This window comes from Kitasatospora sp. Xyl93 (assembly GCF_055383135.1).
In genome coordinates this window covers 1,398,857-1,414,114 of the sequence record NZ_AP029185.1, presented here as the reverse complement: position 1 = coordinate 1,414,114, position 15,258 = coordinate 1,398,857, and the positions used below count along the sequence as shown (strand labels likewise).

Genomic DNA, 15,258 nt, shown 5'->3' with positions numbered 1-15,258 from the left:
CCACCCGGTCGTTCCGTGGTAGCGGGTGCCCAATCGGTCCGAAGCGATGGCCCCATGGTTTCCGAACGCGCTGACGTCGCACTGATCCGCAGCTGATGGGGCGAAAGCCCTGGTCCGAGCCTCAGGGCCGGCCGTCGGCCGCGCCCGGGGCGCGCCCGACCTTCCCGGTGAGCAGCCCCTGGAAGAGGTTCAGTCTGTGGATGTTGGCGGCGCCCTCGAGGAACTCCATCGCCCGGGCGTCGCGGGCGAGTTTGTCCAGCACCGGGTGCGCCAGCCGGGCGCCGGGCCCGAAGAACCCGCAGGCCGCCAGCGTCACGTCCTCCGCGAGCCGGGCGGCGCGCAGCTTGGCGGCCGAGGCGAGGTGCCCGTCGGCCGGCCGGGCGTCGACCGCCGCGGCGGCCCGCAGCACCAGGTGGCGGACGGCGTCGATCCGGCGGCCGAGCGCGTCCAGCCGCTCCCGCTCGGCGGTGCGCAGCGGGCCGCGGTGCTCGGCCACGTAGTCGTGGGCCGCGCGGGCGATGCCCACCGCGATCGCCGCGACGCCGGGGCGCAGCAGGTTGAAGGTCTGGACGAAGGCCCACACCCCGCGCCGGCTGGCCGGGAGGTGGCGGCCGAGGAACCGCTCCTCGGGGACGGCCACCGAGTCCAGCCGGATCGAGCTGATCCGGGCGCCGCGCAGCCCCAGCATGTCCAGCGGTTCGGCGTGGAACCCGGGGGTCGCGGTGTCGACCAGCACGGCGGTGATGCCGAGCGGCCCGGGCCGGGTGCGGGCGAAGACCACCGCGAGCCGGGCCCGCGAGGCGTTGCCGACGTAGCGCTTCTCGCCGTTCAGCAGCGCCCCGCCCGGGGCGGGGGTCAGCGCGGTGGTCAGGGCCGTCGCGTCCGAGCCGCGGTCCGGTTCGGTCAGCGCGAAGCAGGTCCACAGCGGTTCGCTCAGCATCCGGCCGTAGAACCACTGCTTCTGCCGCTCGTCGGCGCACAGGCCGACCGCGACGCCGGCCAGGAACGGCCCCGGCGAGGCGACCATCGAGCCGACGTCGGCGCGGGCGAGCTCCTCCATGACGACCGCGCGCTCCAGCGCCGAGTCGCCGCAGTGGCGGTGCCCGTCGATCTTCTCCGGCTCGTTCCCGTACTCGGCCGGGATGCCCATCGTCGCGAGGTAGCGGACGGCCGGGAGGTCCAGGTGGTGCCGGATGGCCTCCGGGTCGCGGTCGATCTCCAGCGCGAGCGGGCGCAGGTCGGCGCCCCACTCGCGGGCCCGGGCGCGCAGCGCGGCCAGGTGCCCGTCCGGCCCGGTCACCGCGGCTCCTCCCCGGTCACGAAGACCTCCGCCACCAGCTCCGACAGGTAGCAGGGCATCCCGGGGCCGTCCCGCAGGTAGCCGCTGGCGCCCAGCAGCCGGACCTGCTCGCGGTCGGCCGCGGTGATCCGGGCGTGCAGGTCCGCCAGCACCGCGGCGGACAGGTCGCCGGGGCCGGCGCCGGACAGCACCGCCTCGACCTCCAGGTGGTCGGCCACCGCCTCGGCGACGGTGCCCTTCACCAGCTGCTGCTGCAGCAGGTAGGTGTCGCCGCTGCGGCGCCGGCCGAGGTAGTCCAGGCACGCCGAGCGCAGCGACTCCGACAGTCCGAGCCGCACCCAGGCCAGGCCCAGGACGAAGGCGGAGCCGGCGTCCCGTTCGGCCGCGCTGCGCCCGGCCGGCTGCGGGGCGGTCGTGACGGCGGCGGCGACCACCTCGCCGCCGGGCAGCGGGGTGCGCGACAGCACGGCCTCGTCGCCGGGGCGGCGCGGCCGGGTGGTGCCGTCGACCCAGAGCCAGTCGGCCGCGGCGAAGGTCCCGGCGTCGGCGACGGTGTGCCCGCCGGGCCCGCAGGGCAGCAGGCCGGGCGTCAGGGAGGAGCCGAGCAGCCGCAGCGCCGGGGCGAGTCCCTGGTGCCGGGCGGCGTCCCGGCAGCGGGTCCACAGGCCCGCGTCCTGCCGCGTCACGGTGGTCATCGACCGCCCCGTTCGATCAGGCAGACGGCGAGGTCGCCGGTGTCGGGCTCGTGGTCGACGACGACGATCCGCTGCTCCCGGCCGGCCGACCAGGCGGGGTCGGCGGCGAGGGCGGTGAGCGCGCCGGAGGCCGGGTGGCCCGGCGGGGTGCGCACGATCCGGCCGGGGTGGCCCGGCAGGTCGCGCGCGGGGTCGACGGCGGCGCCGGCGACCACCGGGCAGCCGGTGGCGTCCAGGTCGGCCAGGGCGGTGCGGACGGCCGCCGCCACGTCGTCCGGGCCGGTGGCGGTGCGCTGCCACAGGGTGAGCCGGCCGAGGGAGCCGGTGTCGGTCAGCAGCAGCGCGAGGCCCGCGTCGCCGGCGAGTTCCCGTCCGCTCCGGTACGGGAAGGTGGCCTGGTCGAGTACGAACAGCGCGACCCGGCGGTGGCCGTGCCGCCGGGCGTAGGCGGCGGCCAGCCGCAGCGCGGCGAAGGGGGCGTTGGAGCCGCACTCGGAGACGGTGAAGGACAGCGGGCCGCCGGGGACGAGCTCGGACAGGGCGGTGACCGCGGCGAGCCGGCAGTCCAGGTCCGGGGTGGCGTGGGCGACCACCGCCAGGTCGATCGGCGCGCTCCGGGCGTCGTGCGGGGCCGAGGGGTCCGACGGGGCTGGCGGGGCTGACGGCCCGAGCCCGGCGAGCAGCTCCCCGGCCATCGCGGCGAAGGTGTTCCCGGCCGCGTCCTGGACCAGGTCCGGCCGGTGGTCGACGCCGTAGGCCGCCGTCAGGTCGGCGAAGTGGCGCCGGGAGAAGGCGTCGTCGATCCGTGCCGGGCCCGGCGGGAACCTCCGGTGGGTGATCGCGGCGAGCCCGAGCGGGAAGACGGCGGGCGCCTCCCAGGGGCCCTTCGTCGGTGCGGTCCGGACCGGCATCCTCAGCCGTCCAGTTCCGTGGCCACGAAGTCGGCCAGCGAGCGCACGCTCGCGAAGTGGGCCATCTCCAGGGAGTCGGTGTCGAACTCGACGTCCAGTGACTCCTCCAGCCGCATCAGCAGCTCGAAGACGCCGGTCGAGTCGAGGCCGAGCTCGTCGAAGAGCCGGGACTCCTCGGTGAGTTCGGGCAGGTCGTAGTCGAGCACCTCGCCGAGGGCGGCGGAGATCTCGGTGACGATCCGCGCGCGGTCCGTGCCGGTCGCTCCGGTCATGGTCAGCACTCCTTCTGGTGGGTGGGCGGGGGGTTCTCGGGCGCGGATTCTCAGGCGCGCCGGAGGAGTTCGGGGGCGATCGGGCGCTGGTGGCGCAGCAGGTCCTCGGGCCGGTCGGGTTCGCGGACCAGGTGCGCCTCGCCGTCGAGCACCAGGACCTCGGCCGGGTAGCCGTGGCTGAGGAAGTGCACGGGGGAGGCGGTCGGTCCGTACGCGCCGGAGCGCAGCACTCCGAGCAGGTCGCCCGGGCGCACCGGCGGCAGCTCGGCCTTCTTGGCCAGCGTGTCGTTGGGCGTGCAGAGCGGGCCGGTGACGTTCCAGACCTCGGTGGCGGGCTCGTCGATCCGGTTGAGCAGCCGCATCGGGAAGTTGCGCTTGACGAAGGAGCCGATGCCGACCGCCGCCATGTGGTGGTGGGTGCCGCCGTCGGCGACCGCGAAGCGCTCGCCCAGCGACTCCTTCACGTACCGGATCCGGGTGACGTACGTGCCGGCCAGCGCGGTGAGGTAGCGGCCGAGTTCCATCACCAGCCGGGTGCCGGGGTGGCGTTCGGCGAACCCGGCGACCAGCGGGTTGATCCCGGCGGCGAGCTTCGGCAGGTCGAGGTCCCGCTCGCCGTCGAAGTAGGCGACGCCGAGCCCGCCGCCGACGTCCACCAGCTCGAGCGGGAAGTCCAGGGCGGCGGAGAGGCGTTCGGCGAGCGCGAAGATCCGCTCGGTGTTCTCGACGACGGTGTCCTCGACCAGGATGCGGGTGCCCATGTAGACCTGCACGCCCATCACCCGCACCGCCGGGTGGCGTGCCACCAGCCCCGGATCGGCGAGCAGTTGGGCCTCGTCCATGCCGAACTGGCGGGCCTTGCCGCCCATGGTGAGGCCGGAGCCCTTGACCGAGAAGCTCGGGTTGACCCGCAGCGCCACCGGGGCCACCACCCCGCGCTCGCGGGCGAGTTCGTCGATCAGCGCCAGTTCCTGGAAGGACTCGCAGACGATCGCCGCGATCCGCTCGTCCAGGCAGGCGGCCAGCTCCTCCCGGCTCTTGCCGGGCCCCAGGAAGATGATGTCCGGGCCGGTCACCCCGGCCCGCCGGGCGGTGCGCAGCTCGGTGAGCGAGGAGACCTCGGCGCGGGCGCCGTGGGCGTGGAGCAGGGCGCAGACGGCCAGGTTGGGGTTGGACTTGAGCGAGAAGAACACCTGCAGGCGCGGGTCCAGCTGTTCGCGCAGTTCGCGCATCCGCCCGGTCAGGGCGTCCCCGTCGTAGAGGAAGAGCGGGGTGCCGTACCGCTCGGCGATCTCGGTGACGGGTGTGCCCTGGATCTCGAAGACTCCGCTCACGGCCGGTCTCCCCTCTCCCGTCCGTCGAGGCGGACGGCGATCTGCGCGTCGATGGTGGTCAGTTCCTCCGCCGAGTCGGCGACGACGATCCCGTACAGCCGGCCGTCGACGGGGGCGTCGGCGCCGGTGAACGCCGCGTTGACGGTGGCGAAGTTGTTCACCAGCAGGCCCCGGCCGCCGGCCGGGTCGAGCAGCAGGCCGTCGAGCAGCCGGCGCAGTTCGTCGAAGGCCAGGGGTTCGGTCAGCCGCAGCGGGTAGTGGCGGGCGACGGCGACCTGTCCCGGCTTGACGAACCGTTCCTGCAGACGGACCTGGTAGGTGGACATGTTGTTGCGGGCGTTGATCTCCACGACCGGGTAGAGCCCGCCGTCCGGGTCCACCATGGCGTCCACGCCCACCACGCCGTGGAAGCCGTCGGCGGCCAGCCGCTTGCCGAGCCGGTCCGCGGCGGTGCGCAGCTCGTCGACCTGGGCGGCGGTGAGCCGGGCCGGCATCCGGTGGCCCTTGTGGACGCCGTCCTCGGTCAGCTGCTCCTTGACGAAGTCGAACGCCACCGAGCCGTCCAGGCCCACGGTGAACTGGTAGTTGAGGTCGGCGGCCTTGTCGACCCACTCCTCGACGACCATGGCGATCCGCTCCCGGCCGGAGCCCTCGACCTGCTTGGCGACCAACCCGAGGATGCGCTCGCCCCGGCGCCGGCTGGTCAGCCGGGCGATGCCCTTGCCGGAGACGCCGAACGCCTCCTTCACCACGGCCCGGCCGTCGCCGAGCTCGGCGTCCACCGCCGCGAAGGCGGCGGCGAGTTCGGCGAGCGTCTCGCAGGCCCAGCCCCTCGGCTGGCGCAGGCCCAGCTCGTCGGCGATCCGGCGGCTGTACACCTTGCTGTTGACGGCCTTGCAGGTGGCCGCGTCCGGCCCGGCGAGCGGCAGCCCGGTGGCCGCGGCGAGGCGCTCCTCCGGTTCGGACACGCCGTGGACGGCGATCCGGCAGTCCTCGGCGGCCAGGCCCGCCAGCGCGGCGAGCAGCGCCGGGTCGGCCAGGGCGTCCTCGGTGACGGTGCGCTGCGGGTCCTGGACGGCCGGGACGTGGACGCGCGGCAGCTCCAGGCCGAGGCCGGCCAGGTACCCGAGGTAGTCCCGGTCCGGGTGGGTCTTGAGCACCACGTGGTCGCGGCCGCCGGCCAGCAGCAGGGCGAACTCGTCCATCCGGTTGACCACGGCGCTGGAGGCGGCGGCGGACAGCCGGGGCAGGGTGTGCTCGCCCAGCGCCCACTGCTGCTCCACCTCGAAGTTGCCCAGGAAGAGGAAGCGGGCGTCCGGCGATCCGGTCAGGGCGAGCGACAGCCGGCCGGCGAAGTCCTGGGCCGGGGGCCCCGGGTGGGCGGCCATCAGTGCCTCACGACCATCGCGGCGAAGGACTGGCCGAGCCCGGCGGAGGTCATCAGGTAGGTGTCCCCGGGCCGTAGCAGGCCGAGTTCGAGCGCCGACTGGTAGTTGATGAACGGGTCGGCGCAGAAGCAGTGGCCGGTCCGGGCGATGTTCTCCAGGAAGATCCGGTCCCGGTGGATGCCGAGCGCGTTGGCGGCGACCGTCCAGGAGACCCGGTTGACGTTGTGCGGCAGCACCAGGTCGAGGTCGCCGACGGCCAGCCCGGCCGCGGCCAGGGCGCCGTCGATGACCTCGGCCATCGCGTCCTGGTAGATCCGCTTGGCCTCGCGGGCGCCCTCGGCGTCGAGGTCGATGACGCCGTCCTCGCGGCCGTGGATCCGGGCGTGGTAGCCGAGCACCCGGTTGCGGTCGCCGCCGGCCCCCACCAGCAGGGCGGTGACGCCCTCGCCCATGATCGACACGTCCTCGACCCACTGGGAGAACGGGGTGAGCGTCTTGTCGCCGGCCAGGACCAGCGCGAGCGCGTCCGGGTCCCCGTCCTCGGCCAGCAGGGTGCCGGCCGCGTCCACCGCGAGCAGGCCGGTCGCGCACCCGTGGTCGGCCACCGAGAACACCTTCGCCCGGCGCAGCCCGAGCGACTCGCAGACCGTCCGCAGCGGGCTGACCGGGTACGGTGCGGTGGTGCGCAGCCCCTTGGCGCGCACCACGTACCGGATCCGGTCCTCCTGCCCGGCGAGGGCGTCCAGCTTGCCCGCCGCGGTGGTCAGCAGCTCCGCCTCGGACTGGTCGGGCGCCTGGCAGATCCGGTCCAGGCCGTACAGCCTGGTGAACCGGCGCACCTGCTGGTCGGTCAGCCCCAGCGGCTCCCGCAGCTGTTCGACCGAGACCGTCGGTGGCAGGTAGCTCGATACCGCTTCTATCGACGTCATGCGACGGGGCCTCCTCGCGACAAGGATCGGAGCCCCACCAGAGTCGCCGGGAACGCTGACAGGCTGCTGACGCCCGGCTGATCGCCGGACGGCAGGCAGCCGGTGGTCGCGTCAGGCCTGCTTGACCGAGATGCGTCCGTTGCTGGTGCTCAGGGTGAGCTGGTACTGGCCGGACGGGTCGTCGGAGACCCCGATGTCCTTGTGGCCGTTGCCGGTCTTCGCGGAGACCTTGTACTTGGCGGCCGGCACGACCAGGGTGATGGCGCCGTTGGAGGTCGACGCGGAGACGTCTTGCGGCTTGGTCGAGGTGATGTTGATCGCGCCGTTGTGGGTCTCGGCCCGGATCCGGTCGCCGTTCAGCCCGCGCCCGCTGATGGCGCCGTTGGTGGTCTTCACCTCCGTGCTGCCGTTCACCCCGTCCAGGTTGACCCCGCCGGAGTGGGTGGAGACCTGCACGCTGCCGACCTGCGTGAGGCTGACCGAGCCGGAGGAGGTCTGGCCGGTGACCGGCAGCCCGGCGGGGACCTCGACGGTGTAGGTGACCGAGCAGTACTGGCCGCAGCCGCCGAGCACCAGGACGCCGTTCTCGACCCGGCTCGTCGCGCCCGGCTTGTCGTTCTTGTAGCTGACCGACCGGTGCACGGAGATCTTGTCGAGGCCCTCCTTGCCGCGCAGGGTGACCCCGCCGGAGGTGGTGTCGAGCTTCACCGCGGTGATCCTGTCGCCCACCGTGGCGTCGTCGTCGAAGGTGTTGTCGGGAGCTAAGCCGCAGGCGCTCAGACCGCCCACGGCGGCCGCGAGGACGACGAAGGACGCGAGACGGCCGGACTGCTGGCGCATGTCATTCCCCAGATCTGGAAGGCGTTGCCGGAAAAGGCCCCGTCGCGGGGCGTACCCCACGACGCTAGCGCGCCGGAAAACCGGCGGACCATGGGGCTAACCCCCCTGTCCCGATGGGGAGTTCCCCCAAACGGCGGACGTCAGGCGAATGTCAGTTCCAGGTCAGCGCACCCGTCCAGAGTCGAGCCATGACAGCGCTGACGGCACGGGCCCCCGAGCGGACCCTGGGCGTACTGGGCGGCATGGGCCCGGCGGCGACCGCGGAGTTCCTGCGGCTGCTCGCCGCCGACGCGCCGGCCGCCCGGGACCAGCAGCACCCCCGGCTGCTGCTGCTGTCCGAGCCGGGCATCCCGGACCGCACCGCCGCGATCCTCGGCGGCGACGAGGAGCCGGCCCGGCGGGTGCGGGAGTGCCTGCGCACGCTGGTCGGCTGGGGCGCGGACCTGCTGGCGGTGCCCTGCAACACGGCGCACGTCTTCCTGGACGGCTTCGCCGCCACCTCGCCCGTGCCGGTGGTCGACATCGTCGACGCCACCCTGGACGAGGCCGTCCGGCTGAGCCCGGACGGCGGCTGGCTCACGGCGACCACCGGGACCGTGCTCAGCGGCCTCTACCAGCGGCGGGCCGCGGCCCGCGGCTACCGGCTGCTGCTGCCGGACGACAGGACGCAGCAGGCCGTCCACGGGGCCGCCGAACGGGTGAAGGCCGGACGGGTCGAGGAGGCCGGCGCCGCCTTCCGGGACGCCGTCGGAGGGCTGTGGCGGCGCCGGCGGCTGCCGGTGGTGGCCGCCTGCACCGAGCTGCCGCTCGCCTACCGCAGCGCGGGCCTGCCGGCGGAGCTGATGGTCTCCAGCCTGGCCGCGCTCTCCCGCGCGTGCATCGCCGAACTCTACCGGAGCGTGCCGGTCCGTACCTGAAGCTTGTCGCGACGGAGAACGGCCCCGGCGCAGCAGCGCCGGGGCCGTTCTCCGTCGAGCGTTCCGTTCCGGTTCGTGCCGTTCGCGGGCCGGTCAGCCGCAGCCGCCGGCGTGGCCGTCGTCGACGGAGCGGGCGCCGAGTCCGACCGCGGGCGCGGCCGGCGGCGGCAGCGCCCCGGCGGGCACCGCCCGGGCCCGCAGGTGGGCGACGAAGTCCGGCAGCCGGTCCAGGCCCCAGAAGCGGCTGAAGCCCTGGACGAAGAACGGCACGCCGAACACCCCGTCGTCGCAGATGTCCTTGAGCAGCCGAGCCCCCTGCCGGCGCAGCTCGGGATCGTCGCTCGCCCCCGCCGCCGCCACCGGGTCGAGGCCCAGTCCGGCCGCGATCCCGGCGACGACCGTACGGTCGCAGATGTCCCGCCCCTCCTCCCAGCGGGCCCGGTAGGCGGCCGCCACGAACTGCGGGCCGCGACCCCCGCGCACGGCCAGCAGGTAGGCCAGGTGGGGCACCTCCCACACCGGGTCGCGGTCCACCGGCCAGCGGAACTCCACCCCCCGCGCGGCGGTGAGCCGCCGCACGTCCTGGAGGACGTACAGGTGCTTGGCGCGGGACATCGCGGTGTACGGGAACGTGCCGCCGAGCTCGGCCAGCAGCCGCTCGCTGGTGGGGTCGGGCTCGAAGAACGGTTGCCACTCCACCGCGTCGGCCACGTCCGGGTGCCGCTCCAGCAGCTCCCGGTAGGCGAGCCAGGAGTACGGGCTGCGCAGCGAGAAGTAGAACCGCGGCGCCCTGCCGGAGCCGCTCACAGCACCAGCCCGCCGTCGACCCCGAAGACCTGCCCGGTGATGTACGAGGCGCGGTCCGACAGCAGGAAGGCCACCAGGTCGGCGACCTCCTCGGGGCGGCCGAAGCGGCCCAGCGGGATCCGGGCGGCGAGGCCGCCGCCGACGTCCCCGGCCAGGCCGGAGGTCATGTCGGTCTCGATGAAGCCGGGCGCCACGGCGTTGACCCGGATGCCGCGCGGGGCGACCTCCTTGGCCAGCGCCTTGGAGAACCCGATGATCCCGGCCTTGGACGCCGAGTAGTTGGTCTGGGTGGCGTTGCCGTACACGCCGGCCACCGAGGACATCGTCACCAGCGCACCGGCGCGGCGCTTCATCATGGCGAACACCGCCGCCCGGCAGACGTGGTAGGTGCCGTCCAGGTTGACCCGCATGACGTCCTGCCAGGCCTGCTCGGTGAGCAGCACCAGCGGGTTGTCCCGGACGATGCCGGCCGAGGAGACCACCGCGTGGAGCGGGCCCAGCTCGTGCTCGGCCGCCCGGACGAAGGCCTCGGCCTCCGCGCGGTCGGCCACGTCGACCCGGCGGGCCAGCACCCGGGCGCCGGCCGCCTCGGCCTCCTTGGCGGTCTCCGCCGCGGCCTCCTCCCGGGACTGGTAGCAGAACGCCACGTCGTAGCCGTCGGCGGCGAGCCGCGCCACCACGCTGCGCCCGATGCCCCGGGACCCGCCGGTCACCAGGGCGACCCGTCGTGCGGACATCACGGCCTCCCGCCGGTCGTGGTTCCAGGGGCCCGGAGCACCTCGGCCGGGCGCAGCGCCAGGGTCAACTGGCCGACCTCCAGCACCGGCCGGCCGTCCACGGTGCTGCGGCCGGAGGTGATGAAGGTGTCGCCGAGGTCGCGGACCATGGTGACCTCGTGCACCATGACCGAGCCGGGGCGGACCGGGCCGAGCACCCGGACGTCCCGGGTCCTGGCCAGCAGCACGACCTGCCCGGTCAGCACGTCGGCGTTCGGCTTCTCCCAGCAGGCGAGCAGCACCGCGCACTGCGCCCAGGACTCCAGCATCTGGCCCAGCGGGTAGTCGTACTCCTCGTTGGGGGCGTCGTCGGGCACGTCCTGGTAGGCGGGCTCGGCGAGGGTGACCGCCTTGTACGCGACCAGCCGGCGGCCCGGTTCGATCTCGGCGATCCGGTCGACCAGCAGCGCGGGGTGGCGGTGCGGGACGACCGACTTGATGGCGGCGGTGTCCTTCACAGGACCTCCCGGGGGTAGAACAGGGCGATCTCGGCGGCGGGGCGGTCGTCGGCGGAGACCTGGGCGGAAACCCGGACGCCGTCGTGGTCGCGCTGGATCCGGGCGTCGACGGCGACCTCCTCGCCGGGCCGCACCGGGCTCAGGAACCGGGCCCGGGTGAGTTCGGCCCGGCCGGGGCAGGGCACGGCGGCCGCGGCCGCCAGCTCGTGGACGTACTGCACCAGGCCGAAGCCGGGGACCACCGGCAGGCCGGGGTAGTGCCCGCGCAGGAACGGTTCGTCCGCGCTCAGCACGACGGTGCCCCGGACGTGCCGGGCCACCGGCTCGCCGGCCGTGCCGCCGGGCTCGGGGCGGCCTTCCGGCTCCACCACGGTCAACGCTCTGAGCATCATGGTCTGTCCCTCCTCTGTCACGTGGACGGCCCCCACCGGGACGGCCGCCGGGTTCAGCCGCCCAGGAGCGCGCAGCCGACCGTGCCGTCCCGGTCGACGCAGGTCACCAGCGCCAGCCCGGCCGTGGGCAGCCGGCCCTCGTCGGCCGCGGCCAGCACCGCCGCCAGCTGGAGGCCGGTCGCGGCCGCCGAGGCGTCGCCGAGCAGCGGCCGGCACCGGATCCACTCCGGGTCCGCGCCGGCCGGCAGGGCCGCGCGGACCGCCGCCTCCTCGCCGGGGGCCCCGAGCGGGGCCGCCAGGCGTACGTCCCGGCCGTCCGCACCGGCCTCGGCGAGCACCGCGCGCACGCACTCGGTCAGCGCCGCGGCGGCCTGTCCGGGCCGGTGGTAGGCGCGGAAGCGGGTGCCGAGCAGCCGCGCCAGCACCGGGCGGCCGGCCGCCCGGGCCTGGTCGGCGGACTCCAGCAGCCAGGCCACGCCGCCCTCGCCGAGCGGGGTCCGGGCGTCCTCGTCCGCGCTGTGCCACTCCAGCCAGGCGCGCTGGACCGAGTACTCCTCGGCGGCGCCGCACAGCACCCGGTCGCAGTGGCCGCCGCGGAAAAGCCGGGCGGCGTAGCCGAGGGCGAGCAGACCGGCCGACCAGCCGCCCGCGATGGTGCTGTTGGGGCCCTTGATGCCGTGCCAGATCGCGCACTGGCCGGCGGCCCGGTTCATCACGGTGTTGGGGAACCTGGCCGGGTCGACCAGGTAGGGGCGGTCGCCGGTCAGCGAGTCCCTGGTGAAGTCCATGATGCTCTGCACGCTGCCCGAGCCGGTGCCCAGCACCAGGGCGACCCGCTCGGGGCGCTCCAGCAGGCCGGGCCCGCAGCCGTCGAGCAGGGTGCCGAAGGTGTGCACGGCGAGCGCGGTGACCCGGTCCATGGTCCTGGTGCCCTTGCGGCCCAGGGCGCCGGCGGCGCTGAAGTCCGGTACCAGGGCGGCCTGTTCGTACGGGCCCGGGTAGGCGGTGCGGTCCAGGGCGGTGACGGCGCCGGCGCCCGACCGCAGCCCGGCGCCGAAGGCCCGCGCGCCGACCCCGAACGGGGAGACCGCCGACCAGGCGGAGAACACCGGCTCGCGCACCGCGGGCGCGCCGTCGGCCGGCCGGGCCCGGGCCGGACTGTCGGTGGCCGTCATACCCGGCCCCGGCCGAGGGCCCTGCCCGCCTTGCCGGTCAGGGCGTCGGTCAGCCGGTCGTCGAAGTCGACCAGGCTCCAGTCGCGGCGGTTCTCGATCACCGCCCAGCCGTGGGTGATCCGGCCGGTGGCGGTCGGCACCAGGACGCCGTCGCGCAGCACGTAGGCGTCCATCCGGGCGGTGTAGGTCAGCCGCTTGAAGACGCTCTCGACGGTGTAGACGGTGTAGAGGGTCTCCTCCATCAGCGCCTCGTCCAGGACGGTGATCCGGGAGTGCGGGACGACCGGGATCCAGTCCTGCTCGTCCAGCAGGGTCTTGATGGAGACGCCGCGGTCGGCCAGGAAGAGGTCGACGACCTCCTCCATCTGCCGCAGGTAGCCGGACATCTGGACCCGCTCGGTGAAGTGGCAGTAGAAGTACGGCATCCGCCACGCCCAGCCGAAGGCGTTGCGCCCCGCGGTCAGCTGTTCGAGCGGGTCGGCGCCGGGCTCCAGCGGGACGGGCGCGCCGCCCGCGCCCAGCCGGTCGACGGTCAGGGCGGCGAGCTCGGCGGGCCGCTCGGCGACGGCGTGGCCGCGCGGGTCGGACCGCAGGTGGAGGGTGACCTTGGCGGCGACGGCCTTCACGGTCTCGCCGGAGCGCTCCACGGTCAGCTCCACGCCCAGGCGCAGTCCGTCGTCCTGGGCGGGCAGCCGGCGCACGGTGGCCGTCACGACGTCGTCGATGTGCAGCGCGGTGAGGATCTTGGTGTCGAGGTCGGTGAGGTCGACGCCCAGGCCGTACCGCTCGAACAGCTCCCCGGGCGGGAACCCGTGCTGCCGGGCGTGGTCGTAGACGGCCTCCTCGACCAGGTAGTTGACGTGCTTGAACCCGATCCAGGTGCAGATGTTCGAGCCCTCGTAGCGCGGGCGGAGCTCGACCCGGGTGGTCGGGTCGGCGGCCGGGGCACTGCTGGTCATGGCGACTCCAGGGATGAGAGGGTGGTGGCGTCGGCGGGCGGCGCCCCGGCCACGGCGGTGCGCAGGAAGTCGCACACCAGCCGGGCGACCAGGTCGGGCCGCTCGACCATCGGGAAGTGCCGGCAGCCCGGCAGGGGTTCGTACCGCGCCCGGGGCACCCGGGCGGCGAGCGCCCGGCCGTCCTCGGGCCGGGCGGCGGCGTCCTGCTGCCCGGAGAGCACGAGCAGCGGCGAGCGGACCGCGCCGAGGTCGAGCGTGGGGGAGCGCAGGTAGGCCTCGAAGAACCGCATCCAGCCGTACGGCCCGACCTGGTCGCGCAGTTGGCGCGCCATCCAGTCGCGGTGGGAGCGGGCGAAGCGCGCGGTCTCGCCGACCTCCAGCGCCTCCTCGAAGACGCGGTGGAAGTCGTTCAGGTAGTACGAGATCACCGACCAGTCGAAGTCCTTGGGGCTGGGCCGGTAGAACGGGCTGATCAGGACGGTGGGCCGGGGTGCGGTCCGGCCGGCCGCGGTCGCCTCGACGACCAGGTTCGCCGCGTACGAGTGGGCCACGACGGCGTCGAACCGCTCGTCCAGCAGTTCGACCAGGAAGCGGCCCGGATCGGGCCGGGCGCCCCAGCCGTCGCCCTCGGACTGGGCGCGCCACGGCAGTTCGACGTCCCACAGCTCGAAGGCGGCCCCGGCCCGCCGCACCAGCGGGCTCCACACCGAGGGCTTGCCGCCCAGGCCGTGCAGCAGCAGCACCCGGATCGGGTCGGGGTCCTCGGCGGCCCTGCGCAGCCGGGGGATCGGCGCGCTCATGCGTCCGGCTGCCGCGGGTCCGCCCGCCCCGCCCGCGGGTCGTCCCGGTACGCGCCGAGGATGAGCACCGCGTTGTTGCCGGCGAAGGCCAGCGCGTTGTTCTGCACGATGCGCACCTCGGCGGTGCGGGCCCGGTTGGGGACGGGGTCGAGGCCGCACTCCGGGTCGGTCCGGCGGTGGTTGATCGTCGGCGGGATGAAGCCCTCCTTGATCGCCAGGGCGCAGGCGGCGGAGGCGAGGGCGCTGGCCGCGCCCATGGTGTGGCCGAGCATCGACTTGATGGAGACGGTCGGCGGCGGGGTGGCGAACACCTGCCGGATCGCGCCGGCCTCCGTCACGTCGTTGGCCTTGGTGCCGGTGCCGTGGGCGGAGATGAAGTCGATGTCCTCCGGCTTCACCCCGGCGTTGCGGTGGGCCAGTTCGATGCAGGCGGCCAGGCTGTCCTGGTCCGGGGCGACCGGGTGGTGGGCGTCGCAGTTCAGCCCGTACCCGAGCACCTCGGCGTAGATGTCCGCGCCGCGGGCGAGCGCCGACTCCAGGCTCTCCATCAGCAGGACGCCGGCGCCCTCGCCGGTGAGGATGCCCTTGCGGTCGACGTCGAAGGGCTGGCTCACCTCCGGGGCGATGGTGCCGAGCCGGTAGAAGCCGGTGAAGGTCTTGCGGCAGACCGCGTCGGCGCCGCCGGACAGGGCCACGTCCGCCTCGCCCGATCGGATGGCGTCGAAGCCGGAGCCGATGGCGTAGTTGCCCGCGGCGCAGGCGGTGGCGATGGTGACGGCCTCCACGTCGACCAGTTCCAGCTCGCGCACCACGCTGCTGGACAGCAGGCCGGCCGAGGAGCGGCGGGCCACCACCGCGGGCAGGTCCTCGGGCCCCTGGTGGAGCTGGCGTTCGGTCAGGGCGTCGAGGTCGCGGGACTCGCCGTCGGTGGTGCCGACCGAGACCAGGACCCGCCGGGCGCGCAGCTCCTCCAGGGCGAGCCCCGCGTCGGCCACCGCCATCCTCGCCGCCGCGACGGAGAACTGGCTGGCCCGGCCCAGTTCTTCGGGATCGCCGTGCTCGATCCACTGGGCCGGGTCGAAGTCGTCGATCTCGCAGCCGTTCGCGTGCGCGTAGCCCGTCGTGTCGAAGGACGTGATCGGTTTGACGCCGCTGCGGCCGCTGCGGAGTCCGCCGAGGAACTCGGCCGCCCCGGTGCCGATGCTGGTGACCGCTCCCAGCCCGGTGATGACGACCCGGCGCGGTGGCCGGTGCCCGCTGCTCGCCATTGCTGACTCCGTTCTGTCGACTCGGCGCTGTGGCGGG

Annotated in this window: 17 protein-coding genes; 1 reads left to right on the top strand and 16 read right to left on the bottom strand. The window is 74.6% G+C overall.

From position 1 onward, the window contains the following. Positions 1-121: 121 nt before the first annotated feature. The 8 genes from ACZ5GH_RS06115 to ACZ5GH_RS06080 form a co-directional block, all read right to left on the bottom strand. Positions 122-1,300: an acyl-CoA dehydrogenase family protein gene (locus ACZ5GH_RS06115; protein ID WP_387751217.1), complete on the bottom strand. Its 1,179-nt coding sequence runs from the start codon at positions 1,298-1,300 to the stop codon at positions 122-124. Further along, positions 1,297-1,995, bottom strand: coding sequence for a hypothetical protein (locus tag ACZ5GH_RS06110; protein WP_387751220.1), 699 nt, complete (start codon positions 1,993-1,995; stop codon positions 1,297-1,299). The genes ACZ5GH_RS06115 and ACZ5GH_RS06110 overlap by 4 nt, the downstream gene beginning before the upstream one ends. Then, entirely contained in the window at positions 1,992-2,906 is a 915-nt protein-coding gene (locus ACZ5GH_RS06105) for a hypothetical protein (protein ID WP_387751223.1), read from the bottom strand. The genes ACZ5GH_RS06110 and ACZ5GH_RS06105 overlap by 4 nt, the downstream gene beginning before the upstream one ends. A gap of 2 nt (positions 2,907-2,908) precedes the next feature. After that, positions 2,909-3,178: an acyl carrier protein gene (locus tag ACZ5GH_RS06100; protein ID WP_387751226.1), complete on the bottom strand. Its 270-nt coding sequence runs from the start codon at positions 3,176-3,178 to the stop codon at positions 2,909-2,911. A gap of 50 nt (positions 3,179-3,228) precedes the next feature. Beyond that, a complete protein-coding gene (locus tag ACZ5GH_RS06095) occupies positions 3,229-4,512 on the bottom strand; it encodes a type III PLP-dependent enzyme (RefSeq protein WP_387751229.1) in 1,284 nt (427 codons plus the stop codon). Beyond that, positions 4,509-5,900, bottom strand: a complete 1,392-nt coding sequence (locus ACZ5GH_RS06090; protein WP_387751231.1) for a preATP grasp domain-containing protein — start codon at positions 5,898-5,900, stop codon at positions 4,509-4,511. Before ACZ5GH_RS06090 ends, ACZ5GH_RS06095 begins: the two co-directional genes overlap by 4 nt. After that, positions 5,900-6,829: a 3-oxoacyl-[acyl-carrier-protein] synthase III C-terminal domain-containing protein gene (locus tag ACZ5GH_RS06085; RefSeq protein WP_387751233.1), complete on the bottom strand. Its 930-nt coding sequence runs from the start codon at positions 6,827-6,829 to the stop codon at positions 5,900-5,902. The genes ACZ5GH_RS06090 and ACZ5GH_RS06085 overlap by 1 nt, the downstream gene beginning before the upstream one ends. 111 nt (positions 6,830-6,940) lie before the next feature. Next, on the bottom strand, positions 6,941-7,669 hold the full coding sequence (locus ACZ5GH_RS06080) for a DUF4097 family beta strand repeat-containing protein (RefSeq protein WP_387751236.1): 729 nt from the start codon (positions 7,667-7,669) through the stop codon (positions 6,941-6,943). A gap of 188 nt (positions 7,670-7,857) precedes the next feature. Here ACZ5GH_RS06080 and ACZ5GH_RS06075 point away from each other — a divergent pair, with 188 nt between their 5' ends. Further along, the gene (locus ACZ5GH_RS06075; RefSeq protein ID WP_387751239.1) at positions 7,858-8,586 is read left to right on the top strand and encodes an aspartate/glutamate racemase family protein; all 729 of its coding nucleotides are present in this window, start codon (positions 7,858-7,860) and stop codon (positions 8,584-8,586) included. A gap of 93 nt (positions 8,587-8,679) precedes the next feature. Here the strand turns inward: ACZ5GH_RS06075 and ACZ5GH_RS06070 are convergent, their stop codons facing one another. From ACZ5GH_RS06070 to ACZ5GH_RS06035, 8 genes are read right to left on the bottom strand one after another with little or no spacing between them, the layout of a single operon-like run. Then, positions 8,680-9,393: a DsbA family protein gene (locus ACZ5GH_RS06070; protein WP_464333658.1), complete on the bottom strand. Its 714-nt coding sequence runs from the start codon at positions 9,391-9,393 to the stop codon at positions 8,680-8,682. After that, positions 9,390-10,130, bottom strand: coding sequence for a 3-oxoacyl-[acyl-carrier-protein] reductase (gene fabG / locus ACZ5GH_RS06065; protein ID WP_387751245.1), 741 nt, complete (start codon positions 10,128-10,130; stop codon positions 9,390-9,392). Before fabG ends, ACZ5GH_RS06070 begins: the two co-directional genes overlap by 4 nt. Then, positions 10,130-10,627, bottom strand: a complete 498-nt coding sequence (locus ACZ5GH_RS06060; protein ID WP_387751247.1) for a 3-hydroxyacyl-ACP dehydratase FabZ family protein — start codon at positions 10,625-10,627, stop codon at positions 10,130-10,132. Before ACZ5GH_RS06060 ends, fabG begins: the two co-directional genes overlap by 1 nt. Further along, complete coding sequence (locus ACZ5GH_RS06055; RefSeq protein WP_387751250.1) at positions 10,624-11,019, bottom strand: hypothetical protein; 396 nt, start codon at positions 11,017-11,019, stop codon at positions 10,624-10,626. The genes ACZ5GH_RS06060 and ACZ5GH_RS06055 overlap by 4 nt, the downstream gene beginning before the upstream one ends. 53 nt (positions 11,020-11,072) lie before the next feature. After that, positions 11,073-12,194, bottom strand: coding sequence for a beta-ketoacyl synthase N-terminal-like domain-containing protein (locus tag ACZ5GH_RS06050; protein WP_387751252.1), 1,122 nt, complete (start codon positions 12,192-12,194; stop codon positions 11,073-11,075). Continuing rightward, a complete protein-coding gene (locus ACZ5GH_RS06045) occupies positions 12,191-13,153 on the bottom strand; it encodes a hypothetical protein (RefSeq protein ID WP_464333657.1) in 963 nt (320 codons plus the stop codon). Before ACZ5GH_RS06045 ends, ACZ5GH_RS06050 begins: the two co-directional genes overlap by 4 nt. After that, the gene (locus ACZ5GH_RS06040) at positions 13,150-13,953 is read right to left on the bottom strand and encodes an alpha/beta fold hydrolase (protein WP_464333656.1); all 804 of its coding nucleotides are present in this window, start codon (positions 13,951-13,953) and stop codon (positions 13,150-13,152) included. Before ACZ5GH_RS06040 ends, ACZ5GH_RS06045 begins: the two co-directional genes overlap by 4 nt. Continuing rightward, positions 13,950-15,221 (bottom strand): beta-ketoacyl-[acyl-carrier-protein] synthase family protein, encoded by a 1,272-nt coding sequence (locus ACZ5GH_RS06035; RefSeq protein ID WP_464333655.1) that lies wholly within the window; start codon positions 15,219-15,221, stop codon positions 13,950-13,952. The genes ACZ5GH_RS06040 and ACZ5GH_RS06035 overlap by 4 nt, the downstream gene beginning before the upstream one ends. Between the last annotated feature and the right edge of the window lie 37 nt (positions 15,222-15,258).